This window comes from Candidatus Chlorohelix sp. (assembly GCF_037138995.1).
Lineage (GTDB): Bacteria > Chloroflexota > Chloroflexia > Chloroheliales > Chloroheliaceae > Chlorohelix.
Window position 1 is genome coordinate 82,032 of record NZ_JBAXHI010000003.1, and the last position, 24,047, is coordinate 106,078.

Annotated in this window: 18 protein-coding genes; 12 read left to right on the forward strand and 6 right to left on the reverse strand. The window is 46.5% G+C overall.

Going from position 1 to position 24,047, the window contains the following annotated elements; genetic code table 11:
- Nucleotides 1–225: 225 nt before the first annotated feature.
- The 12 genes from prfA (at nt 226) to WCK19_RS02655 (ending at nt 15,466) form a co-directional block, all read left to right on the forward strand.
- Nucleotides 226–1,290 carry a peptide chain release factor 1 gene (gene prfA / locus WCK19_RS02600; RefSeq protein ID WP_342395792.1) on the forward strand — a complete coding sequence of 355 codons (1,065 nt, stop codon included), beginning with the start codon at nt 226–228 and terminating at the stop codon, nt 1,288–1,290.
- A gap of 15 nt (nt 1,291–1,305) precedes the next feature.
- Nucleotides 1,306–2,211, forward strand: a complete 906-nt coding sequence (gene prmC, locus WCK19_RS02605) for a peptide chain release factor N(5)-glutamine methyltransferase (protein WP_342395793.1) — start codon at nt 1,306–1,308, stop codon at nt 2,209–2,211.
- Nucleotides 2,204–3,100 carry a glycosyltransferase family A protein gene (locus tag WCK19_RS02610; protein WP_342395794.1) on the forward strand — a complete coding sequence of 299 codons (897 nt, stop codon included), beginning with the start codon at nt 2,204–2,206 and terminating at the stop codon, nt 3,098–3,100. The genes prmC and WCK19_RS02610 overlap by 8 nt, the downstream gene beginning before the upstream one ends.
- Nucleotides 3,097–5,274: a glycosyltransferase gene (locus WCK19_RS02615; RefSeq protein ID WP_342395795.1), complete on the forward strand. Its 2,178-nt coding sequence runs from the start codon at nt 3,097–3,099 to the stop codon at nt 5,272–5,274. Before WCK19_RS02610 ends, WCK19_RS02615 begins: the two co-directional genes overlap by 4 nt.
- Nucleotides 5,268–7,340 (forward strand): glycosyltransferase family 39 protein, encoded by a 2,073-nt coding sequence (locus tag WCK19_RS02620; protein WP_342395796.1) that lies wholly within the window; start codon nt 5,268–5,270, stop codon nt 7,338–7,340. The genes WCK19_RS02615 and WCK19_RS02620 overlap by 7 nt, the downstream gene beginning before the upstream one ends.
- A 209-nt stretch (nt 7,341–7,549) precedes the next feature.
- The gene (locus tag WCK19_RS02625) at nt 7,550–8,629 is read left to right on the forward strand and encodes a lysylphosphatidylglycerol synthase transmembrane domain-containing protein (protein ID WP_342395797.1); all 1,080 of its coding nucleotides are present in this window, start codon (nt 7,550–7,552) and stop codon (nt 8,627–8,629) included.
- A 123-nt stretch (nt 8,630–8,752) separates the two neighbouring features.
- The gene (locus WCK19_RS02630; protein ID WP_342395798.1) at nt 8,753–10,234 is read left to right on the forward strand and encodes a hypothetical protein; all 1,482 of its coding nucleotides are present in this window, start codon (nt 8,753–8,755) and stop codon (nt 10,232–10,234) included.
- Nucleotides 10,235–10,257: 23 nt separating this feature from the next.
- Nucleotides 10,258–11,142, forward strand: a complete 885-nt coding sequence (locus WCK19_RS02635) for a hypothetical protein (RefSeq protein ID WP_342395799.1) — start codon at nt 10,258–10,260, stop codon at nt 11,140–11,142.
- 31 nt (nt 11,143–11,173) lie between these two features.
- Nucleotides 11,174–12,178, forward strand: a complete 1,005-nt coding sequence (locus WCK19_RS02640; RefSeq protein ID WP_342395800.1) for a P1 family peptidase — start codon at nt 11,174–11,176, stop codon at nt 12,176–12,178.
- Between the two features lies 1 nt (nt 12,179).
- Nucleotides 12,180–13,604: a UbiD family decarboxylase domain-containing protein gene (locus WCK19_RS02645; protein WP_342395801.1), complete on the forward strand. Its 1,425-nt coding sequence runs from the start codon at nt 12,180–12,182 to the stop codon at nt 13,602–13,604.
- A 167-nt stretch (nt 13,605–13,771) separates the two neighbouring features.
- Nucleotides 13,772–14,314, forward strand: a complete 543-nt coding sequence (locus WCK19_RS02650; RefSeq protein WP_342395802.1) for a hypothetical protein — start codon at nt 13,772–13,774, stop codon at nt 14,312–14,314.
- A 147-nt stretch (nt 14,315–14,461) separates the two neighbouring features.
- Nucleotides 14,462–15,466, forward strand: a complete 1,005-nt coding sequence (locus WCK19_RS02655; RefSeq protein ID WP_342395803.1) for a copper resistance protein CopC — start codon at nt 14,462–14,464, stop codon at nt 15,464–15,466.
- 67 nt (nt 15,467–15,533) lie between these two features.
- On the opposite strand, the gene WCK19_RS02660 is transcribed toward WCK19_RS02655, so the two are convergent.
- The 6 genes from WCK19_RS02660 to gcvPB all read right to left on the reverse strand — a co-directional run bounded on the left by WCK19_RS02660 (nt 15,534) and on the right by gcvPB (nt 24,023).
- Nucleotides 15,534–17,027 carry a hypothetical protein gene (locus WCK19_RS02660; RefSeq protein ID WP_342395804.1) on the reverse strand — a complete coding sequence of 498 codons (1,494 nt, stop codon included), beginning with the start codon at nt 17,025–17,027 and terminating at the stop codon, nt 15,534–15,536.
- Nucleotides 17,024–17,713 (reverse strand): class I SAM-dependent methyltransferase, encoded by a 690-nt coding sequence (locus WCK19_RS02665; protein WP_342395805.1) that lies wholly within the window; start codon nt 17,711–17,713, stop codon nt 17,024–17,026. The genes WCK19_RS02660 and WCK19_RS02665 overlap by 4 nt, the downstream gene beginning before the upstream one ends.
- A gap of 4 nt (nt 17,714–17,717) precedes the next feature.
- Nucleotides 17,718–20,192: a glycosyltransferase gene (locus WCK19_RS02670; RefSeq protein ID WP_342395806.1), complete on the reverse strand. Its 2,475-nt coding sequence runs from the start codon at nt 20,190–20,192 to the stop codon at nt 17,718–17,720.
- Nucleotides 20,189–21,430: a glycosyltransferase family 4 protein gene (locus WCK19_RS02675; protein ID WP_342395807.1), complete on the reverse strand. Its 1,242-nt coding sequence runs from the start codon at nt 21,428–21,430 to the stop codon at nt 20,189–20,191. The genes WCK19_RS02670 and WCK19_RS02675 overlap by 4 nt, the downstream gene beginning before the upstream one ends.
- Nucleotides 21,431–21,540: 110 nt before the next feature.
- Nucleotides 21,541–22,404, reverse strand: coding sequence for a hypothetical protein (locus WCK19_RS02680; protein WP_342395808.1), 864 nt, complete (start codon nt 22,402–22,404; stop codon nt 21,541–21,543).
- A 149-nt stretch (nt 22,405–22,553) separates the two neighbouring features.
- On the reverse strand, nt 22,554–24,023 hold the full coding sequence (gene gcvPB, locus WCK19_RS02685; RefSeq protein WP_342395809.1) for an aminomethyl-transferring glycine dehydrogenase subunit GcvPB: 1,470 nt from the start codon (nt 24,021–24,023) through the stop codon (nt 22,554–22,556).
- Between the last annotated feature and the right edge of the window lie 24 nt (nt 24,024–24,047).

A 24,047-nucleotide genomic window follows, 5' to 3' on the forward strand; every position in this document is an offset into this window, starting at 1 on the left:
CTTACAAATCTTATAGAAAATACCTCCTTACGGGTTGCCTTGCGATGTAATGCAATTATTGCCTCTCTTTCTTGGCACTAGCGGTTCTACCTCCCCCGAAAGGGCTTTTAGCATACCCCTTGAGACGGGCTTTCTACTTTCCTTTAGCAAATTGAAGCTAACCGGCTTTAGTGCGCGGAAATATGTTATGCTATAATAATTAACCGAAATGGAGGATACCGCAGGGTGTACGATAAGTTAGAACAAATACAACAAAGATACGAACAATTAGGGCAATTTATGTCTGACCCCGCTACTATTGGGGACAGCGAAAAGATGCGAACCTACGGCAAAGAGTATTCCGATCTTGAATCGATTGTGGAAAAATTTCGAGAATACAAGATTTCAATTACCTCTCTTAAAGAAGCCGAACAGCTTACCAATGACAAAGAAATGGCAGAACTCGCTCGTGAAGAGGTTGAGCAACAAAAGCAGCTAAGCGAAAGATTAATGCAGGAAATCATGGTTTTACTGCTGCCCAAAGACCCCAATGATGAGCGCGATATAATTGTTGAGATTCAGGCGGGGGCTGGTGGAGATGAAGCCGGGCTATTTGCCGCCGACCTGTTCCGTATGTACCAGCGCTATGCAGAAAAAAAGGGCTGGAAAATAGATGTGATGGATGGCAATATTTCCAGTCTGGGTAATATTAAGGAAGTTGTTTTTGAAGTAAAAGGTAAAGGCGCATATAGCCACTTCAAGTATGAAAGTGGGGTTCACCGGGTGCAGCGTGTTCCTGCTACCGAAGCGAACGGGCGCATTCACACCTCCACTGCTAAAGTAATCGTTTTACCTGAACCGGACGAGGTGGATATTCAAGTACGTGACGAGGATATACGCATTGACGTATATCGTAGTACCGGGCATGGCGGTCAGAGCGTAAACACTACCGATAGTGCTGTGCGTATTACCCATATGCCCACCGGATTGGTAGTAACCTGCCAAGATGAGAAAAGCCAGTTAAAAAACAAGGCGAAGGCTATGCAAGTGTTACGCGCCCGTCTTTACGAAGCAGAAATGAACAAACGCCAGAGTGATTTGCAGGAGCAACGACTTAGCCAAGTTGGTACTGGCGACCGCAGCGAGAAGATACGCACCTACAATTTCCCGCAGGATAGGGTTACTGACCACCGGATAAATTTGAGTTTGAGTAACTTGCCGGGTATTCTGGAAGGCAAAATAGATGATCTTATCAATACCTTACAAACCACCGATCAGGCGGAGCGGTTGCGTTTTGCCGGGGTGGGCTAATCTCAGGCTTTTGTTATGACTCAGAGGGTAAAAGATTTACTTGCCAGAGCAGTACAGCGACTGGTAGAGGTGCGTGATAATACCGCCCAACTGGATGCTGAGGTACTTCTTAGGCACAGGTTGGACTTGAGTCGCGCGGAATTATATGCGCGGCTTAATGATGAGATGGATGACCGCACCTCGCAGGAATATTATCTGCTGGTTGAGAGACGCGCTCAGGGTGAACCCGTAGCCTATATTACTAATACCCGCGAGTTTATGGCGTTAGACTTTTATGTGGATAAGCGGGTGCTGGTGCCACGTCCCGAAACCGAATTGCTGGTTGAGTTTGCCATCAGCAAGCTTCAGGAAAAAGGGTGGCTTGATCAGGAGATTGTGCTGGTAGATGTGGGTACCGGAAGCGGTATCATTGCGGTGTACCTTGCAATTCGTTTTCCGAATTTGCATGTCTATGCCACCGATATTAGCGATGAAGCTCTTGAAGTAGCGACAATTAATGCTCGCCGTCATGGGGTAGCGGCACGTATCAAGCTCTTACATGGCAATCTGATAGAACCTTTAGATACTAAACCCAATATTATTATCTCAAATCCCCCTTACACTGTAATATCGCAGGTAGAGCCGAATGTAGCCCGTTTCGAGCCTAATATTGCGCTGGATGGCGGACCTAAAGGGTTGGCGATTTTCAGAGAATTGTTCACACAGGCAAAAACTGGTCTAACTCGTCCCGGTTTTATTGCGCTTGAAATCGGCGCAGACCAAGCCAACGATGTGCAGAATCTTAGCAAGCATTTCTTTCCTGACTCGCATGTTGAAATTCATAAAGATTATGCAGGACTCGATCGTGTAGTAATTATTGACGTAGCGCAAGAGATTACACCGGAAATTACTGGAACTCGGACAGGCACAGAAAATGAGTGAAAAAGCAGTGCAGCCAAATACTCAACCGTTAGTTGCAGGAGATAAGAGGCTCTCGGTAATCATTCCTACATATAATGAACAGTTGCATATCACAGAGTGCCTAGACAGTCTTTTAAACCAGACCTTGCCACCTGAAGATTATGAATTGATAGTGGTGGATGATGGTTCAAAGGATAAAACCCCCCATATCTTGCAAGAATATGCTAATCGGTTGCCTGAACGAGTTAAATTTCTAAAGCAAAAACATGGTGGACCTGCGCTCGCTCGAAACTGGGGTTCAACTCACGCACGCGGCAAGATGTTGAGTTTTTTAGACGCAGATATGAAGTTTGCTTCAGATTTCTTAGAAAAGCTTATCACTCCTATTGAGAAGGGTGAAGCGGTTGGCACTTTCACGCTTGATGAGTTTGTTGCTAATTCCGATAACCTATGGTCACGTTCATGGAGCGTGTGCTACTATCTCCCGGTAAATTGCCGTGTACCGTCCGATTTGAAGGAAGAAGAAAGCACTGTTTTTAGAGCTATCAGCCGCAAAGATTTCTGGTCGGTAGGCGGCTTCGATAGTACCGGTTATCATGATGACCATACTGTAGCCAAAAAGCTGGGAAAAACAGCCAGCCGCGTAGCCGGTGCGCTTTGCTATCATTATAATCCGGGTTCAGCCGAGGAGGTTTTTGCCAGCGCCCAATGGATAGGCAAGAGTGATAAACAGCCTAATTCCACCAAAGAATGGCTCAGACGCTCGCCGCCGGGCGCTTTGAAAAGGGGAATAGCCCGCGCCATTGAAGAAAAAGAGCCTTTCTATATAATTTTTGAACAAGTATATAGCTTAGGCATATTAACTGGCATGTTCTGGCGAAATATATTGCACCGTGACCATTCTCGATGAGCAATTTCTCCGTTGTAATTGTCAGCTATAATGTTGCTGTCTTGCTTGAAGATTGCCTGAACAGCCTGTATTCTGATGTACCTGAAGGCGTTAACCTCGAAGTAGTGGTGGTGGATAATGCCAGCCACGATGGCAGCGCAGAACTAGTCAAGCAGAAATTCCCACAGGTTTTTGTAATCCCCAATTCTGAAAATTACGGTTTCCCGGTAGCCTGTAATCAGGGATGGCAGCGTACAAACGGCGACTATGTTTTTTTTCTAAATCCCGATGCCCTCCTTGAACCGGGCGCAATATCTACGTTGCTAACCTTCATGGCGCAACATTCTCGCGCCGGAATCTGTGCGCCGTTGCTGCGTTATGGTGATGGCAGCCTCCAATCCAACCGACGACGCTTTCCCTCATTTAAACTGGCTCTGATAGAAAGTACCGTTTTACAACGTAACTGGCTTTTCAAAAACTCACCTTTGCTTAAACGCTACTATTTTGAAGATGTGCCGCTTGATTTTGCCCGTCCGCAGGAAGTGGACTGGCTTGTTGGCGCTGCATTTATAGTTAGGCGCGAAATACTGGAGCAAATCGGCGGTTTTGACGAACGTTTCTTTATGTATAGCGAAGAAATGGATTTGTGCCGTCGCGTTAAATCGGCGGGTTGGGAAGTATGGTTTGAGCCAAACGCCGTTGTAACCCATCTGGAAGGGCGCAGCAGCGCTCAGGATGTGCCGCGTCGCCATATCAACTTTAACACCAGCAAGGTGAGCTATTTCCGTAAACATAATGGGGTGTTGGCAGGTTGGGCGTTAAGGCAGTATCTATTAATGACCTATCGCTACCAGTTTCTTGAAGAAGGCGCAAAATTAATATTGCGGCATAAGCCACAACTGCGCCGTGAACGCTTGTCTCTGATTAGAGCGGTATTGGCAACCAAACTCCTACCGGGCAAATTCCCGCGCCCGTCTTTCAGCAAAGGGATTTGTTTGTTGAGCGCAGAATTTCCGCCCCAACCTGGTGGCGTTGGTGATTATACAGCTTGCTTGGCAAGTGAATTGGCTCAGGTTGAGCCAGTGCGAGTGCTAACCGGAGTACGGGATAAAGAAGAACAGTCGGTAGCTCAAACTTATCGGGTAGTACGTCCTGTCAAGGAATGGAATTGGGGTAGTTTACGCCAAATTGCTACCTATCTGGAGCAATATCCTGCTGATGTACTGAATATCCAGTACCAATCCGGCGCATACGAATTACACCCTGCCGTTAATTTCTTGCCGCTTTACCTCAAGCGCAACTTGGGCAGAACTTGCCCTCGTATTGTGACTACTTTCCATGATTTGCGCGAACCTTATCTGTTTCCGAAAGCAGGAAAAGTAAGGCGTTGGGTAAATCTCAGGCTGATGAAAGACAGCGATGTGGCGGTGGTAACAAATGAGGAAGATTACCACAACGCGCTTGAAGGCGGAGTTTCTGTGTCCCATCTGAAATTAATTCCGATTGGAAGCAATATTACGCCACTTGAAATTCTAAACGATGCGGAGAAAAAGATAGAGCGAGGGAAATGGGGCGCGGGTGATGCTGATTTTCTAGTCGGTTATTTCGGGTTGTTGAACCATAGCAAGGGCGTTGATAATTTGCTGGACGCGCTTTCGCTATTGAAGAACGAAAAGGGCTGGAAATTGGTGATTATTGGAGGCAGCACCGGCGAAACGGATGTTACCAATCATCCCTACGCTCTCCAGCTTTTTGCCCAAATCGAGCGGCTAGGTTTGGCTGAATACCTTCACTGGACGGGATACCTTTCGCCTACTGAAACTTCCTGCGCCCTATACGCCCTCGATGCTATCGCTTTGCCTTTTCGAGATGGGGCTAGTCTGCGGAGGGGCAGCCTGATGGCGGCTTTAGCGCATGGTATTCCGGTTCTTACTACTAACCGCAATCCTGCTTCTGAGACGTGGCTGACAAACTCGTTAGCTTATGCTAACATCCGCGAAGCTCTGAGTTTGCTAGAGAGCAGCGTTTTAAGCGTTGCGCTCGAAAACCCCACGGCATTGGCAGAAGCTTTGCGAAAGTTGCGGACTGAACCTGATTTACGCGCTTCTCTTTCCAGCCATGCTTTGGATTTTAGCCGCCATTTCGATTGGCAAACCATCGCTAAATCCTTTCTGGAGGTCTTTTCCGCTTGTTAAATCGTTCCAGACTTGTACCTACCAATGCCTTTAAAAAAGGCTGGGAAGCGCTTTCACACCGTTCAATTCAATTAGAATGGCTTGCGGTTATTTTACTAACCGGGTTGGCTTTTTTGGCGCGTCGCAATAGCCTTGGCAACCAATCACTTTGGTTTGATGAAGCTGACCTAGTGGCGCGAGCTTCCGATAATCTTGGGAAAATCCTCGAAAATTTCTTCAAAGCGGGTGAAAATGGTCCGCTCTATACTCTATTCATGCATTTCTGGATTCAAATTTTCGGGAATAGTGAGTTGGCAGTGCGTACTCCTTCACTGCTGGCGGGTACAGTCGCAGTTCCATTGCTTTATCTGGCGGCGCGTAAACTGGGTGGGGCAAAGGTGGCGCTTCTTGCGGCTTTGCTGCTTACGCTTTCGCCCTATAACGTATGGTATTCACAAGATGCTAAGATGTATCCGCTGGCGCTTTGCCTGACTCTTGCTTCAGCTTGGCTCTTTCTGAAAGCTTTGGAAGACCCCCGCTGGCGTTGGTGGCTTGCCTATATCATTATTACTACACTTGGTTTTTATATCCACGTGATGGCAGCTATGCTTGTGGGAGTAGAAATCGCCTATTATTTCGGCTTGCGCTGGTACAAGAAACCGCATAGCAGTTATAGCGGGAAGCGTACCCTGCTTTCGTTTGGCTTGCTGACTCTGCCCTATTTGCCGCTTGCGCTCTGGCAACTTATCGCGCTTTGGGATGGGACGGTGGGCGCAACTTGGTTCGTTCCGGTTAGTCTGCCCGAAATGCTTAATAGCCTTTTACGGCGGTTTGCTTTGAATCGCAGCGTAGAGCCGTGGGAAACAATCGGTGCGCTCGCATTTCTGGTTTTGGCAATTCTCGGTTTGGTTAAAGTATGGCGTAAGCCTTCAAGAACAGAAAATACTGCTTTCTTTTCTCCTGCAATTTTTCTAACTCTTTATCTGTTATTGCCGATATTGTCGTTTTACCTTCTCACTACCCGCATTCCGCTTTTTGCAGAGCGTTACTTGCTGATTGCTTCTCCTGCCTATTACATTTTGGCTGCTATGGGGCTAGTATGGTTGGCAACCCGCCGCATGACTCTCATATTGGCATTATTGGGACTGGCTTTCGTGCTGGTAATGGCGTTGGTGGCGCTGGTAAGCGTTAATTATTCCAAAGAAGCGCAAAAAGAGGATTGGCGCGAGGCGATGAAACAGCTAACCGCCCAATTGCGCCCTGGCGACATTGTATTTGTAGTGCCGGGCTATCTGGAAACGGCAGTTCGTTATTACCTAAAGCCCGGTCCCGATGTGGCTATTCAAACTATTCCCGAATCTATTCTCGCGCCTAAAGCTGTCGGTGATGCGGATGACATCGCGCTAAACGATTATATCCATCGTTCTATTCGCTCATACGAGCGTGCTTGGTTGGTAATCTCTCCTGAACGCTACCGGCGGGAAGACCCACAGGAATTTTTGCGTAAAGTCTGGTTTGATAATAACACCTATACAATTGGAGACCCGCTGGAATTTGTAGGGGTACAAATCCTTAAATACAGTTTTGCTCAGATACCGGGTACAAACGTGGATTTTTACCCACGTTCCAGCCAGACCGATTACAAATTTGGTGATGCAATTTTGCTGGAAGGCTATGATTATTTGCCCAATGGGGCGGGTAGGGTTTTACCGGCAGGTACGGTACAACAGGGCGATAATTTACATCTTACGCTCTATTTCCGAAAACTGCTGCCAGATAATACCGATTATGAGATTTCGGTACGGCTTGTAACTGCTAACGGAGAAGATACCGCTACTAATTATATTACTCGTGCTTTGAGCGGCTATTTTCCCACCAATAAATGGCAGCCCTATCGAGGAGTGCGTGACTACCGCGAGATTTATATCAAAGTTCCGGCAGGGGAATACCGACTCGAAGTTTCACTTAATCCGGTAGAGAAGCCGGAACAAAAAGTTTTGGTATCGGGCAAGGAAGGGCAAAATCTTGTGAAAGAAGCTGCTAAGGTGGTATTGTCGTTGCCAGTTAAGGTAACGCCACGCCAGTAAAAGGCTATAAAAATTTAGAGTGAGCAATTTAGGTTGTTAAGGATTCCACTATCCGCTATAATGCGCGAAGGGGAAAACTGCTTACTCCGGAAATTTACCTCATTCCAGTTACCCGGCGCAACCAAAACTCCCTTTGTGGTGTTTTTATAGTTATGGCGGTCTTAAAAAATCACTGCGGTACAATCGCAAAAAGGATGTAGAGTTTCAGGATGGGTTTGTTTCAAAAAGATAAGCTAAAATTCTGGTTTGGTTTGCTGGTTGGCGCAATATTCTTGTATCTCACTTTTCGGGGACAGGAATTAGATAAAATAGGGGATGCACTGGGGAAAGCTAATTATTGGTGGCTTATACCCGCTCTTTTAGTGTATTTCCTTGGAGTGTTTGTACGCGCAATCCGGTGGCATTTCTTGTTAAAGCCGCTTCAAACTATCCCGATCAGTCGCCTATATCCGGTGGTAGTGGTTGGCTATATGGCTAACAATGTCTTACCGGTGCGGATGGGCGAAGTGGTACGCGCCTATATACTGGATCGCCGTGAGCATCTGAGTAAAACGCGCTCGCTTGCAACAATCGTGGTAGAACGCATCATGGATGGAATCACCATGTTGCTGTTTATCGCGATTGCTTCGTTCTCGGTGAGTTTGACCGGAGATATTGCCGGTGTCGAACGGGTAGCGGGAGTGGTGTTTCTGGTCGGTATCGTGGTGTTTCTGTTTCTGGCGAGTAACCGCCGCTTGCTTTTGGCGGTGGAGCGATTCGCTTTGAAATTGCTGCCCGGCAAAATCCGTCCTAAACTTGAAGGTCTAGCCGACCGCTTTATTGACGGGTTGCAGGTTTTGCGGCAATGGCGCGATTTGCTGGCGGTTTTTGCTTTGTCGGTGCTGGCTTGGGCTTGCGAAGGCGCGATGTACTGGTTTGTGGCGTTGACTTTCTCAGAATTGAGTCTCAGCTTCACTGCCATAATACTAACTCTGGCGGTGGCGAACCTGTTTACGCTGGTTCCTTCTACACCCGGCTATTTCGGACCTTTTGACTTTGCCGCGAAGCAGGTTTTGGTCGGAATATTCCTGATACCTGCCAATTTGGCAGCCAGCTACGTAATTTTATTGCACGCGGCGCTCTATTTCCCTGTAACTCTACTAGGTCTATACTATTGGCTGAAAGAGCATCTTTCCTTGAAAGAAGCCGAAAACGAACGCAAACTGATTGAAAATGAGAAAAAACATTTCTCTCATCAAGACCTTTTACAGCCTGAAACCATAGAAGTAACGCCCACCCGCAATAAATAAAAGATATTGCTGTGTACTGTTTTGCTGGAATATAGTGTCCGGCTATAACATCAAGTGAACTCCAGACCTTTCGCGCCATAACGTGAAGGGTCTGCTTTGTTAATAGCCTGAAAAGAACCGCTTATGACAATTTTACTGGAAGCTTACTATCAAAAAAAGATTGCACAGGTTGTACCGGAATACGCACGTCTCGAATTACGTCTGCATAACTCCGGGACTGCTTCAGCAGAAAACCTGTCTGTGTTACTTGCAAGGCGCGTTTTGCGAGACAATATCAGGCTTGCGCCGGGCGCGACTTTTGCTTTCGAGTGGAGCGTGGAAGATTATGTCGGAGAACTGGAATTTAGCGTTTCCCCCTCCGAACCGGAAACGCGCCTCAAAATAACCGTTCAACCGGAAAAACTTAGCTCTAACGAATTACTTTACATAAAAACTGAACGCTTGCCCCAACTGCTTGCCCGTTTGGATGCTCCCAATGGTTTCAGCTTGGAATATACCGGGCAAAATATCCCCCCGTTTGATTTTTTCAGCGCCGATTACACTGCTGAAAAATTGCGCTATTTCAGCGAACGGTTGCAAGAACTTAGCTCGCTATTGTTGGAAAAACTGGATTATATAACTCCAGAACGGCACGATTTAGGTTATGGCATGATTAAAGGAGCGGTGCGTTGGGGAACGACCTTGCAACACTGGCTCAATCGTCCCGAATCGGCGGGTTTGCGCCACGAGTGGTCGAATGCCCACAAATCTTTTGGCACTTTACCTAACATGCTGTTGGTTTATTTCCATTTTGAGCTTGCATCACAAACCCAAAACCTTGCAAGGTTGGTGGAATTGGGTTCGTATTCTTCCACCGGGCTAAAAAGGGTGTTACCTGCTTTGGTAGAAAGCGCTGCCCAACACCGCCTATTTCCCGATAATCCTTATCTTGTAATGCTACCTAGTTATTTGTCCGGTTTTGACCCTGTCGCAAATGAGGTTGCTCCCTTGCTGGCGGAGATGTGTCGCAATGCTAGAAATCCGGCTTATGGGGCTATGCTAGAATTGTGGCAACGCTATTGTTCAGCTTACGTGCGGCTCCCGAAAGATGAGTCGGAATTGGCACGTTGCGGTTTACAACCGACTAGCAAGATTTATGAATTGTGGTGTGCTTGCGAGGTGGCGTTGGCATTGAGGTTGGAATACCGGGAAGATGGCAATAAAGGAGGGTATCATTTTGCCAATGCCGAATATCGCCTATTGTACAATCGGGGCATTCAAGGCGGCTGGTATTCGGCAAAAAGAAGTGGCACGGCGCGTCCTGACTTGCAAATTGAAGTTATTAAGACAGGTAAGCGTATATTATTGGATATGAAATATTCCTTACAAGAAACCCGCAAAGGTGAAACGTTTGCCAACCCTGAAGACGTATATAAAATGCTGGCGTATCTGAATGATTTTGCGGTGGCGGTAGGGGGTATAATATATCCGGGTAAAGGGGAAGCTAGATTAATAAATGATGGTCATATCCAGCAATTTCTGGAATTACCCCTGCGCCCTCCTGTAAATAGTGACCAACTTAGCTTTGCAGAAAGATTGCGAGGCTCACTTCTACAAATACTGTAGCTTGTGCGATTTTGTGGGAGTATATGACACAGCTTATCCGTGAAAATGATAAGACTAGCCCGGTATGCGCCTCCTGTGGTACTGTGCTTGAACCTGAGCAATATATTGAGGAATTTCAGATAGCGCGTTGTAACTCTTGCAAGAGTCTTTTGCGGTTGGTAAGAAGAAATGCTGCTAATAATTCCGCTTTATACCCTCCCGGAGAAAGTAAACCTTACGATTCTGAATGGGTTAAAGGAGCAAACGGCACTCGAATTTTTACGGAATTGCTCGAACCATTATCCTATCCGAACCTTTATTGCCCATATTGTGAGACCATTAATCGGGTTTATGGCGTTGAGTCGCCGGATTGTCGAAGTTGCGGCAAAGCCTTGACTGAGACTTGCCTGAATTGTCAGCGTTCTTTGTACATTCTGGAATATTTTTGCACAGCTTGTCATACTGACCAGCGTATCGCTATGAAAGAAATAGTTGCTAATTATAAGGCACGCTATTGGTATGGCGTAAAAATGGCAAAGCAAGGGAACTGGCAAGAAGCGGTGGACGCGCTGGGAATTTTCTTTAACCCTGCTTTACCACATAGCGCGGTTGAGAAAAGCCAAATCGAACAAGCCCGCTCAACTTTTCTGAAGCATCTTGCCCCTAGCGAGAAAGAGCGTGAAAAAGGGGTAAAACTTTACTGGCAAGCCAAACAGAATCTTCAGAAAGGCATTTCACCGGACGAGCGCAAGTGGCGTAGGCACAAACGCTGGACAGGTCCTGCGTTGGTGGGTTTGCTGGTGTTGCTCCCTTTGGCGTTCTTCTTTTTGACTGAGCTATTCGGAATCTCAGTGATAATCGTTTCAATATCTTTGCTTGTTGCTATACTGGTAGTTCTGGTAATTGTTACAAATCTAGGGCTGGTATAGATTTATAATCACACTGGAAAGAATCAATTAAATGGGTTCAATAACCGATGTATCCGGTATTAAAGTAGGGCAGACACAGGATTTAGTAGCGCTTACGGGATGTACAATAATTTTATGCCCACAGGGGGCGGTTGGTGGCGTAGATGTAAGAGGTAGCGCACCCGGCACCCGCGAAACCGATTTACTAGACCCTTCAAATTTGGTACAGGCTGTACATGCTATTGCTTTGTGTGGGGGTAGCGCTTTTGGATTGGCGGCGGCTACCGGAGTGATGGCATGGTTGAGCGAACATGGCTATGGTTTCAAAACTTTGCATGGGGTTGTACCGATAGTTCCGGCAGCGGTAATCTATGACAAAGGTCTAGGTTCTGCCGAGCATTACCCAGACGAACAGATGGGTTATATTGCTTGTACACTGGCAGGAAATGAAGTTCTGGAAGGGAGTCACGGGGTTGGAACTGGCGCATCAATTGGTAAATTAATGGGTGTACAGCATTCAATGAAAAGCGGGGTTGGCTCTGCTTCTTCATCGATATGGCTAAAGCAACCGGATGGGGAGAAGCGCGTTTATACTGTAGGTGCGTTAGTGGTTACAAACTCTTTCGGCGATGTTTATAGCCAGAATAAAATTATTGGCGGTTTGTGTGACCATAAAAATGGGGAATTGCTGGATACAATGCGACAGCTAAGGCTGGAAACCTCTTTTTCGCTGAAACCTGAACCGGGTGTCAATACCACCTTAGCGGTGATAGCGACAGATGCGCCCTTGAACAAAGCATCCGCCCGCAAACTAGCGCAGATGGCTCAGGATGCCATAAGTCGAGCAATAAGACCCGCTCATACTATGTTTGATGGTGATACAGTGTTCGCTCTTTCAACTGCTCCTGAAAGTGAAAAGACGCTTGACCCCTTTGGACTGAGTTGTCTGGGGGCAATTGCCACCGAGGCGCTAATAGAAGCGATAGAGCGAAGCGTCTTAGAAGCGCACCCGGCAGGGGGATTACCATCTGCCCGTAAGCCTAATCGAGGAGAATAGCTTGTACAACGGTTTCCCTGAATATGTATCTCTTTTAGAGAAACGCGGTTTATTGCGCCGGGTAGGTGTGTCGGTTAGCGGTGAACTGGAGATTGCAGCTATTGCTCAGAGAACTTGTCGTTTGCCTGATGGTGGTCCTGCGCTTTTATTTGAGAAAATCAATGGAAGCGAATTTCCGATAATGATTAACTCTTATGGTTCGGCTGAGCGCATCGCTTGGGCATTTAGTGTCGGTAAGTTAGCCCAACTTACAGAGCGTGTTGAGGAGTTATTTAAACCAGGCTTATCGCAGGGCTTGGGAATACGCCAGTTTCTTTTTGGAGAAAGCTCAGAGCTTAATAAATACACTCCACGGCAAATCAAGTCGGCTGTTTGTCAGGAAGTCAGCGAGGTTTTTAACCCTTCCTTCCGTCAGTTGCCGTTTTTACGTTGGAATGTTTCTGACTCTGATGTATCGCTTCGGCGTGCTGTTTTGCTTTATGCCGATTCCACCACTGGCAAACAAAAAATGGTTTCTACCGGATTGCTGATTTTGGATAATCGGCAAGCCCTACTGGTTGAACCTAAGGGTGACTTAGCGATTACAAAACCAACCGAAGCGGCAATTATTATCGGTGAAGACCCTTCTCTATTGGCGGTTGCCCATGCAGCATTACCGCTTGAAAACGATGGATTAGCATTGGCAGGGTTTATGAGACGCGCCCGCTACGAAATCGTCAAGGGCTTAAAGGTTGGATTAGATATACCATCGGGCGCAGAGTTTGTGCTGGAAGGGGTTCTTGAACCTTATTCGGTAAATCAGACAAGGACTATTGCACTCTCCAGCGGTTATTATCACCAGCTTAATGGTGGGGCTATTAGCTTTCAACTTTCGGCTATTTCGCACCGCCGTAACCCATTGTGGGTGGATGTAATAGCGGCACAACCTCCACAAGAAGAAGCCCAACTGATTCGGGTGTCGGAAAGAATGTTATTACCTTTTGTAAAGGCAGTTGCACCCGAAATTGTGAATATTAACTTGGCGCCGGGTAATGCTCGAAACGGTATAGCGTTGGTTTCAATCCAAAAAAGCTATCCGGGTCAAGCGCAAAAGGTGATGTATGCACTGTGGGGAATGACTCGCTTGCGAGAATTAAAATACATTATTGTTGTTGATGCAGATTGCAATTTGCACGATTATGCTGCAATTGCTTGGAGTGTTTGTAATCGCGTTAGTCTTTCTAGAGACCTGCTTGTGGTAAACGGTCCCTTGTCAACAACGGATAGATTCTCGCATTTACCCGGAATGGGTAGTAAAATTGGTATAGATAGCACACACAAGTTACCGGGGGAAGTTGAACCAAACCAGCTTTTATTTGTTCCTGAGTTACCTTATAATCTGGTTAAATTAATTGACGAAAAGTGGGCTAGTTTCGGCATAGACTAGTTAAACACATTATTAATACATCTTAATCGTCATTTCATGTATTTTTGCGTTAAGCAACCCTCTTAACTTAATAATGATTTAAATAATTGGTATATTCTATCTTTCGAGAAGTAATTAACTAGTATCTTATGTTGACTATTATAGGGGAAAAGGGTGTTATGCATGCTATGGCAAATTCTACAAAAATTCAGGAATTATTAGTAGCCGGAGTCAATGAAGCGCGGAACGGCAATAAGCAAGTAGCATTTTCCTATTTCAAGCAAGCTCTTACATTGGATCAACATAATGAAACAGCTTTGTTGTGGTGTGCTACTTTGACTAATGACCCATTTGAAGCTCGGAATTATCTCTTGGGAGTTTTACAGAACAACCCGCAACATCAGGTTGCCCGAACTTATTACGAAATGGCGCAAACGCGGTGTGATGAGTTGGATAACTTGTTAAGCGGTTCACGCCTGGTTCGTCAATGGCGCAATGAGCCAGATCCAAATTCTACAATCCCGCGCCTTGGTCAATATTGTATAGAGAAAACCTGGTTATCTGAAGTCCAACTTAAAGCAGCATTGCATTATCAAATATATCTTAGGGAGCATGGACACAGGGAGAGATTGGGGGATATTTTGGTTTCTTTTGGTTACATTGATAAAAAGCAACTTAAGCAAGCCCTTGACCATTTAAATACGGAGTATAATAACCGCTTTATGGATTAAGAATGGTTTCTAAAAGCTTTTTATATGGAAACCCCGGCTAATCTCCGGGGTTTTAAAATGCCCTTTGACCCCGTTAGTCTTAAAATCCGGTTGCATGGGTAGGGGAAAGCTGCTATAATCCGGTGGATAATTTTTCAGGAGAAATTAATGGCTACTAGACTTTTGGCAGATTCTGTTAAGAAACGAACCAAGCTAATACTTCTGGTAGCGGCGCTGCTGGGAGTATGTTTTTTTGCTCTTATGGTGCCTGCTGCCAAGGCTGAACCAAAACTAATTAAGACCTCACCTGAAGCCAAAGCTTACCTTGAGTATAATAATTCACCGGTAAGAGTGACGCTTACTTTTAGTGAGAAGTTGAAGGCGGATACCAGCAATTTTACGATTCAACGCGAAGATGGCGTTGATAAAAATGTAATTATCAGCCCTAAAGTTAACCCTGATAACCCTACTGAGATGTTCGCGGATTTGCCCACACGTCATGAACTCGGATCTGACCGCTATACGGTTACTTATACGGTTGTTTCTGAGTCAGATAATTCGGTTGCGGCAGGCTCTTCCGAATTCTTTATTCTTCCACAGGGAAAAAGCGTTTTTGATGTAGGCTATCTTTTCACCACCCCAAGCTCTGCTTTTACCAGCGATTGGAAGGGCTATAGTTATCCGCCACTTGGTACGATTTACTTCTTTATTGCTTTGCTAGGTACAGTTGTATCTAACTTTTTTTATTTCTATGGTCGTTACCAATTTTTTAGTAAAAACCGTTTGGTGTTTACCGTTGTATCGCAAGCAAGCAAAAATCTGGCGATAATAACCAGCCTAGCTTTTGTATTTTTCTTGTGCCGTATCGCAATTTTGCAACCATTCAATGCCCGTGTGTTCCTATATGCGATTGCGATTTATTTCCTTTTCCTGATTGTTCGCGGGGTCATTTATATGTCGCGAAAATTCCCCAAGGCGCGTGCTGAATGGGAAGCTTTGCAATTGAAAAATAAACCCAAGAAGGTAGCAACGCCTGTTGCAGTAACTTCAAGCGCGAGTGTAGATGCGGGTAGCAATTCTTCCAATGGAGACGAAGTTAACACTACCAGTGCTGAAGAAAAGCCTCGTGGGCTTTCCAAGCGTGGGGAGAAACGTCGCGCCAAGAAGAAATAGAAGTTAGCATTTGAATTCTAATCAACCTCCCCGCTTAATCTAAGGCAGGGAGGTTTTTATTTATGAGTTACTTTTTGAAGAAATCTTCTCGTTTGGTGAAGAACTTAGCGGCTGTATCTATTAACTTACCGGGTACTACCGTAAATTGGTCGCGTACAACTCTTGCCGGGTCAAGGTTTTGGCGAGATTGCTCATCGCGGATTGCGCTGAATTGGACTATTACCCCAAAATTCCAAGCTATAAAGAGTACGCCCAATCCAACCACTACCCAACGAGCCAATAAACGGCGGTGTTCTGTTAGCCACCAACCCAAATAGCCTATTCCCACGATATATACTAGACTTACCCCCACCATTCGGCGTGCGCCGTAAGAGCCTGCCATCGTCCAAGTCAGGAAGGAAGCAGAAATATAAAGTTCGGCAAGCCAAGCAGCAAACAGCAATATACTTATAAGGCGCAATTTGCGGTTGAACCACATCATTATAATGCCAGCCATAGAGGGAATTAGTACAGGCGACCACAAAAACATCCCGTGATTGGGGTCAATCATCAAGCCTAGCAATTGGGGGTTTAGAAAACGGAGTTTGTTGCCAACTATAGTGCTAGGGCTTGGATGCCCATTGAGGAATTGGTAAGTTAGCAATTGGGGGATAATTCCAACTATTAATCCGGCTACCAGTAGCAAATTACCACTGAATAAGCGGCGCACCTCGCTCCAATTACGTTCCCGCAGCGAGACACGGTAACTGAGTAATGCCTCAATCGCTACTACTACCATAACCGTACCGTCTTGCTCGCGAACCATTGTCATTAGTGCGCCAAGCACGCCCAGCGCAAACCATGCCTTAAGGCTGCGCTTTCCGGGTACAAAACGTCCGGTTTCTTCTAGTTTCCAGCCTCGTGTTCGATGCCATACAAAAACCCATAGCGAAATTGTAAAAAGGGAATTGGCATGTGACATCGGAGGGGTTATAGACATGTAAAAAATCAGAGGTGAGGCGAGCCAAATGATTATACAGCCAAATGCTGCCCAGAAACGGGATAAAAACTCGCGTGCTAATAGATAGCACATTATGATTCCGGCAAAACCGTAAAGCAGAGAGGCGAAAGTTACCGAGAAGATATAAAAAGGCGAATAGCCGTTAGGGTTAAAGGCTTTTATGCCCATAGCGTTTCCCAATGAGCTAATACCATGCGCTGTCAGGTAAAATGGCGACCACAATAGGGCTGAGCCAATTGGCGCAACATTTATTGGTAAGTTATTCTCGTTCTTCTTGTCCAGCAGGTCTTTCTTGAAACCCTCATATTTCTTCGGATTTATGCTAATGAAATATTCGTATTCGTTGGTAAAATCCAGATTGAAGTCGAATACGACGGAGTGCAAGTATGAGAAATACTGGATTTCATCGCTGGCATAGATACGCGGAGTGTATAAGGGTAGCGTGAGGATAAAGACAAGGCATAAAGCCAGTATCCCTTTATCAGCACGCTGGTAGAGTTTTTTTACCCTTGAAACGTTTTTGTTAGTCGTAGGTTGTGAATTAATATCCGCTTTGCTCATCCGAGTTGCTGGTTTCCTTTATATGCTATAGCCGCAATACCCCCCCCTATAACTGGGGGATAGGGTATATTGAGCGACCAACCCAACTTGCGGATACTGCGTGACCACATCGGTTTCATGCCGCTACGCCACTTAACTTTGCTGAAACCTGCATCTTGCAAAAGGCGCACAACTTGGGGTGGAGTCATAAGATTAATGTGGGTAGGGTCTTGGTATCCAATCCATACTTTCCCACGCGCTTTAGCTAAGAAGCGGCGCATATCCCATAGATTCGGAGTGGTGACAATCAGACAACCGCCGGGCAGCAATGCTTGATAGCAATCTGACAGCAATTTTGCCGGATTGTGTAGATGTTCTACCACTTCGCTGACAAGTACCACGTTGAAAGAATTGGAGGCGAAAGGCAAGCCATGTTCAAGATTTGCGACTACCAACCGGGCTTGCGGAGCGCGTTTGCGGGCTTCTAGTAACGGGTATAGTACCAAATCGCTGCCGGTTACGCTAAAGCCCAAACGCTGAAGATAGCCAAGCGCGGGACCCGCTCCACATCCGGCATCCAGAAAACGAAGATGCGTACTTGCTCCGATTCCGGCGTAGTGTAGCAAACGTCCGTACTGTACTTCGGCTTTTTCTTCCGATTTGCTAATTTGCCCTGAAAAATATTCTTCGTTATAACGTGTTTCCAAAATGTCAGCCCTGAATTTCCACTGCAAAATCCAATATAGCGCGGGCGCGGTTGGTATAGGTATAAGCCTGTACCTTCAATCTGCCCTTTTCTCCTGCCTTGTTAGTCTCCACGGGGTTACAGTAAGCCCTGCCTAATGTTTCTTTCATTGCGGTAATGTCCCCTCGCTTGAAATAAAGAGCCTCATCCTGACCTAGAATTTCTAGCAAGGCGGGTATTTCCGGCAGCATTACGGGTCGCCCTACCGCTGCGTATTCAAACATTTTGAGCGGCGAAGCGGTAATATCGGTTACGGTGTCGGGAATTGCTAACAAAGAAGCGGCATTCAAGTATAAATTCACTCTGTCCGGCGAGATTTGCCCAACACATTTTACTCGCTCTGTTATTTCCAATTTTGCCGCCAGCGCCTTCATTTCTTCTTGCTCGAAAGGACGACCACCTACCAGATAAAGATAAGCATTGGCGTTTTTTTCCTGAACAAATCGGCTGAAAGCTTCGAGCAATTTATCAAGGCTTCGATAGGCAAAAGTAAGACCGCTATATACAATGATAAAGGCATCGAGAGGTATTTCCAGTTTTTTGCGGCATTCTTGCTGAGCTTGTGAGCGATACACGCTGTCATCATAGGCATCGGGGATAACCGCGAAAGCCCTGTTTTTAGGACGATAGCCTTGTGCAGCAGCATAATCCACAAATGCATGTGTTAGTGAAACTACTCCATCGGCTTTTCCCATTACGGTACTATCTACCTTATGCAACCAGCCTTCAAGAATTTTAGCGCGGCTAGGGTTGCGCTGTTCAAGGTCGTGTGCCTCGTAAATTATTTTTGCGCCGAGTAACTTATGCCAATAGCGTACTAGAAAATAGGTAACGATAACGTCTCGCGAATAAATAATTTTGTAGCCTTGCCCTGAAAGACGTTTAACTAATAGCCAGAAGCCTACCAGAAGTGCAAAGAAAGCTCGCTCGGCGTAGCTCCACGGGAGCTTCTTTACGAGCGGAAAATTGCTGAAATAATTAAAGGGTACTCGCGGCAAGTGCTTTGCCCTGACTTCAAGGTCGGCGAAGCGACTGGCGCGAGAGAACAAGCGGGGAATTAGAACCTCCGCATTTCGATTCAGGTGTTTAAGTTCGCGACAGGTGGTATAGGTTTGGATGGCATTTGCCGATTTCAAAGTTAGGCTGGAAGGATAAGCCACGTAGCAAAGCCGAACGTTAGATTTTTTCTTTTTGGAGGGATTGAGAAGTTGATTATAAAACTCTAGCAAACGTTCTCCGGTGCGGGCGGAACTATATTGAGCCGCAAATGCAGGTCCTCGCTTTCCCATTTCATCTAGCCTTGGCAATGCTTTGAGAATGCCTTCTGCCAATGCTTCTGCGCTGAAGGGGTCAATGCTGATAGCTGCGCCCGCGCTGGAGGCGTACAAGGCTACCCCACTGGTGCGCGTGACTACTGAGGGAGTGCCAACCGCTGCCGCTTCCATTACCACTTTATTGAGGGCTTCTAGCAAGGAAGGCACCACAACTAGGTCTGCTCCAGCCAGATAATCTTGCGAAAGGCTAAATTCTATTCTTCCGGTAAAAACCACATCTTCCTTTGCGCCCACTTTGTCTGCTAAATCTTCTAGGTAACGGCGATAATCGCCAAAGCGTGGCGTAATACGGCTAGGACCACATACTAGCAAATTAATATCACCGTAGCGGCGGCGAATTTCAGGCATGGCTTTAATCAGCCAGTCAATACCCTTAACCGGATGCAAACGCCCGTAAGAAATCAGGATAGGACCGGGATTTAAGCCATAACGTTCTCGAAGCTCTTGCTGTTTGCGCTTTTTGTTTTCTGCCAAATCCAAATCGGGGGGAGGAAATACATTGTCGCTGACATTGACCAAAATAACAGCCATTTTGTCCGGGTCTGCGCCCAATTGCAAGGCGTAGGCTTCGTTTACCTCAGACACCGCGCAAATACCCAGCGCCCGCCGGAAAGTGAACCGCGCCAGCATCCGCGGTATGAAATAACGAGCGTAACCGTAATCATATTCGGGTAGGCGCGTTACGTCTGCTCCTTGCAAATGTACCATGAAAGGTATTTTGACTAATAGTGAGCTAATAGCGATAACTGTACCTAGCGGGAAAGCCGCTTCGACTTGAATGAAGTCGTAGTTTCGGCGATGCTTCCAGAGAAAAGCAATATATCCCCAAAGCAGTTCCAGAAAGAAGGCGTAACGGATAGTTTTGCCACAAAGCCAGCGCAAGCCTCGTCTCAGCAAAGTACGCTTAAAACTGATAGCATGCACCGTCACTTCGTCCGCTTCGTAATCGAAGGCTTTAGCTCCTACTTCACCGTTGCCGCTATAATCCGCGAGGCTGAACACATCTACTTTATGCCCATTCTGGCGGAAGTGCCTGATAACTTCGCTGTGTACTTCGCTTGCCATTACCTGCGGTCCATATGACCCTATGGCGTATAAAATTCTCATCGGGAGTTTACTGCACCTGAAGATTCGGCGCCTGTGCCGGGCTTTTTACAAACCTCAGTATAAAGTTTTTCAAGTTGCTGTATTATCTGGGGAGTAAAGTATTTCTTTACCGCTGTTTTGCCATTTTCGGACAATTTGTGACGCAGGAACGGATTTTCCAATGCGTGGTTAATTGTGCTGGCAAGGCTGGCAGCGTTGTCGTAATCGAACAATAGCCCGTTTACCCCTTCGGTTATAATCTCATCAATAACCGGAATACGGGTACTGATTACCGGGCAACCTGCGCTCATAGATTCTAGCAGAGGGATACCGAATCCCTCATAGCGGGTAGGTAGCACATATAAATCGCTGCTGAGGAACAGGGCGGCTTTTTCTTCTTCGCTCAGGTGGGTGGGTAGTTGGATGTAACCGCGCATACCAGCTTCATCCACAATGTTCAGCAGGTCGTCTCGATGGATGGGACTGTGTCCGGCAAAAATGAAACGTGCTTGTGGGTATTTCTGAATAATCGCAGGGATAGCTTTTGCCAGCAGGTCAAACCCTTTGCGATATTTTAGCTGTCCTAGAAAGAAAATCCTCAGTTCATCGTGCGATTTGGGCGCAGGCTTGATTCCCTCTAGCCAATCTGAGTCTTGCGCGATTGGAATAACTGCGGTGCGTTCCGGCCTGACTCCTAGTTTTATCAATACCTCTCGCTCATGTTCAGATAGCGCCACTACTTTTTTTGCTTGGAGGATGGGGGCATGCCATAGGTAATTTTTGATGGCGCGTTTGGGTCTGAAGCGGTGTAGCAGCGTTTTGAATAGCTGCGGCAGCGTCGTAATTATTTCATCATACTTTGGGGGGGTTTCTAGCGGTCTATCGCGGTCATCCACCAGGTAGGGGTCGTGCAGCATTCCAAAAGGACTTAGCACTACCGGGATACCGAGCAGACGGCAGATAAGCGTTGCCAAATAGTTGAATTGATTGCTGTGATGGAAAAGATGTACTACGTCTGGGCGGGGGTCCCGTAGCAAATATTTGATAAGGTCAAGTGAAAACCACTGGCGATGTGTGAGGCGTTTGACCTTAACTCCGTCTATTACTTCGCGTTTTTCCTTGTTCCAACTCTGCGTGCCGAGATAAACATAGGCATGCACTTCATGTCCAGCTTTTACCAACGCACGCGCATAGACCCGTTCGGGCCAGCTTACGAATTCTCTGGTAATGCCGTTTGTGGTGATAATCAAAATCCTCAAGCGTAGTCACCATCCAGTTATAAGTCTTTTAGGTTTGAAGTCTAAGTTTATATCAAGTGGCAGGGTTTGACAAGAAAGGTTAGCTAGGGGCGAAAAATAATCAGCTACCACTACAAGTTGTAGAAAGCTTGATTTATCAGGTTACTTAAAGTCTCACCGGGATTAATGCGATCTAGATTTTTTAGGTTCATCAAGGAGCGATTGATAGTGGCGACTACTTGCCCGTTAGGTGCATTCAAGCCCTGTATTTGCAGGATTCGCTTGATAACTAACTGGCGGTTAAAGAGCGCATAACTAGCGGTGGTTGTGGCAAGTGTATTCAAGATGGCACGGGCTTGCTCTTCTGTGCCACACTGCCGCGCTAACCAAGCTCGCAATTGCTTACCATCCCGGTCATCCAGATAGTGATTGACCAGATAAGAAATTCCGATTACGTCTCCCACGCCGCTTATGATTTTCCAACGCTCCAGAAAGGGAAGCTTTCCAAAACCGGGTAGTTCCATCAATTGCAGTAATAATTGTTGGCTGGTGTAATGTGGTTCGTAGGGGAAGTCGCGGATTCCGTACTCAGATTCTGCCATAATCGCTACCAGTTCGCGCAATATTTCATCGGCGCGATTGTAATTGCCATCCCGGTAGTGGATTTCGTGCGCTACTTCGTGTATTACCAGATTATAGGTTTCTTCTTCCGGCAACAGACCTAGACCAACATAAGAGCCGACGCTGCGGTTGAAAGCGCCGTAATGTTCGCCACGCAAATAGCGGTTCATAAACTGTTCTTCGCCGAAGTGCAGGCGATTTTGAATCAAGTCAGGAGGGCATTCAATTTGCCATAATTCCCTTATACGATGGCGAGTGGCGTTGATTATGTTGGTAAAATTGTAAACATAGCCGTTCACCTCCAACATATAGCCGGATAGGTCATTGAATTCGAGGGTTTTATAGTTTCCTTTTTGAACCAGCCCCAACCTCATGAATTACCTCTCTTTGTACAACTAAAGGGCATGAACAATAAATCGAGAGTTATGTTACCCAATTTGTGCCAATTATAAGACCCGCATTGGCGGTTTAAAGTAGGCAATACTACTAAAAGAAATGGAGTCATCTTTTGCACAGCTTACTTTTATCCGAAGCAGCGGAAACGCACAACCGGTTTGCGAGCGGCGGTGGTTTCATCCAGACGCAGCACCGGGGTGTTGTGTGGCGCATTCTTGACCAAATCCGGCTCGTTCTCTACTTCTTGTGCAATTTTAAGCATATCGTCAGCAAACTGATCAAGGGTGGTTTTACTCTCGGTTTCGGTTGGCTCAATCATTATAGATTCTTCCACGATTAGCGGGAAGTAGATGGTGGGGGCATGGTAGCCATAATCCAGCAGACGCTTTGCCATATCCAGCGTTTTAACGCCTTTCGCCTTTTGCCGTCGTCCGCTTAACACAAATTCATGCATGCAGGTGCGGTTGTAGGGTAGGTCAAAGGCATCTTTGAGTTTGTGCATCAGGTAGTTAGCGTTTAGCACTGCGTTTTCGCTGGCATATCGCAGACCATCACCCCCATGTACCTTTATGTAGGTAAGGGCGCGAACATGCATCCCAAAGTTACCCCAAAAGGAGCGAACTTTACCGATAGATTCAGGTAAATGCTTGAAATAATAACGAGCTTCGCCATTTTCGCCAAGTTCTTTTTCCACTACAGGTTCTGGCAAGTAAGCGGCAAGTTGCGTTTTCACACAAACGGGTCCACTACCGGGTCCACCGCCACCATGGGGGGTGCTGAAGGTTTTGTGAAGGTTAATGTGCATTACATCGAACCCAATGTCGCCCGGTCTGGCGATACCCATTATTGCATTGAAGTTCGCGCCATCTCCATACATTAAACCGCCTGCTCGATGTACTATTTCGCAGACTTCCATCAAATTTTCGTCAAATAGTCCTAGCGTATTTGGGTTGGTGAGCATTAGCCCAGCAATATCAGGTCCCGCCATCTGGCGTAAATGCGCTAAATCTACATTTCCCCGACTATCCGACTTAATGGTAATAACCTGATACCCACAGATGGCGGCGGTTGCCGGGTTAGTCCCGTGTGCAGAATCGGGAACCAGAATTTTGGTACGTGCTTTGTCGCCACGCGCCAAATGGTAAGCGCGGATACAAAGCACTCCAACCAACTCACCTTGCGCTCCTGCGGCAGGTTGTAGTGAGACTGCATCAAACCCGGAAACTTCCGCCAGCGCACTTTGCAAATCGTATTGTACCTGAAGTGCGCCCTGTACCGTATCTTCACTTTGCAAGGGGTGTACCTCGAAGAAACCGGGCAACCGCGCTATATCCTCGTTTAATTTGGGGTTGTACTTCATGGTACAGCTACCTAAAGGATAAAAGCCCCCATCTATGGAATAATTAAAGCGGGATAGATGGGTAAAGTGACGCACCATATCCAATTCGGCTACTTCGGGCAAACCGATTTTATCTGGATCCCGCAGAAGTGAAGCATCTGGTAAAGTGGTGGTGGGTACATCTAGTTCGGGCAGCGAATAGGCTTTGCGTCCGGGTGTGCTGATTTCGTAGATTAGCGGCTCAAGGGCAGCGGTCATAGTAGGTAAAATCTCCTTCAAAAG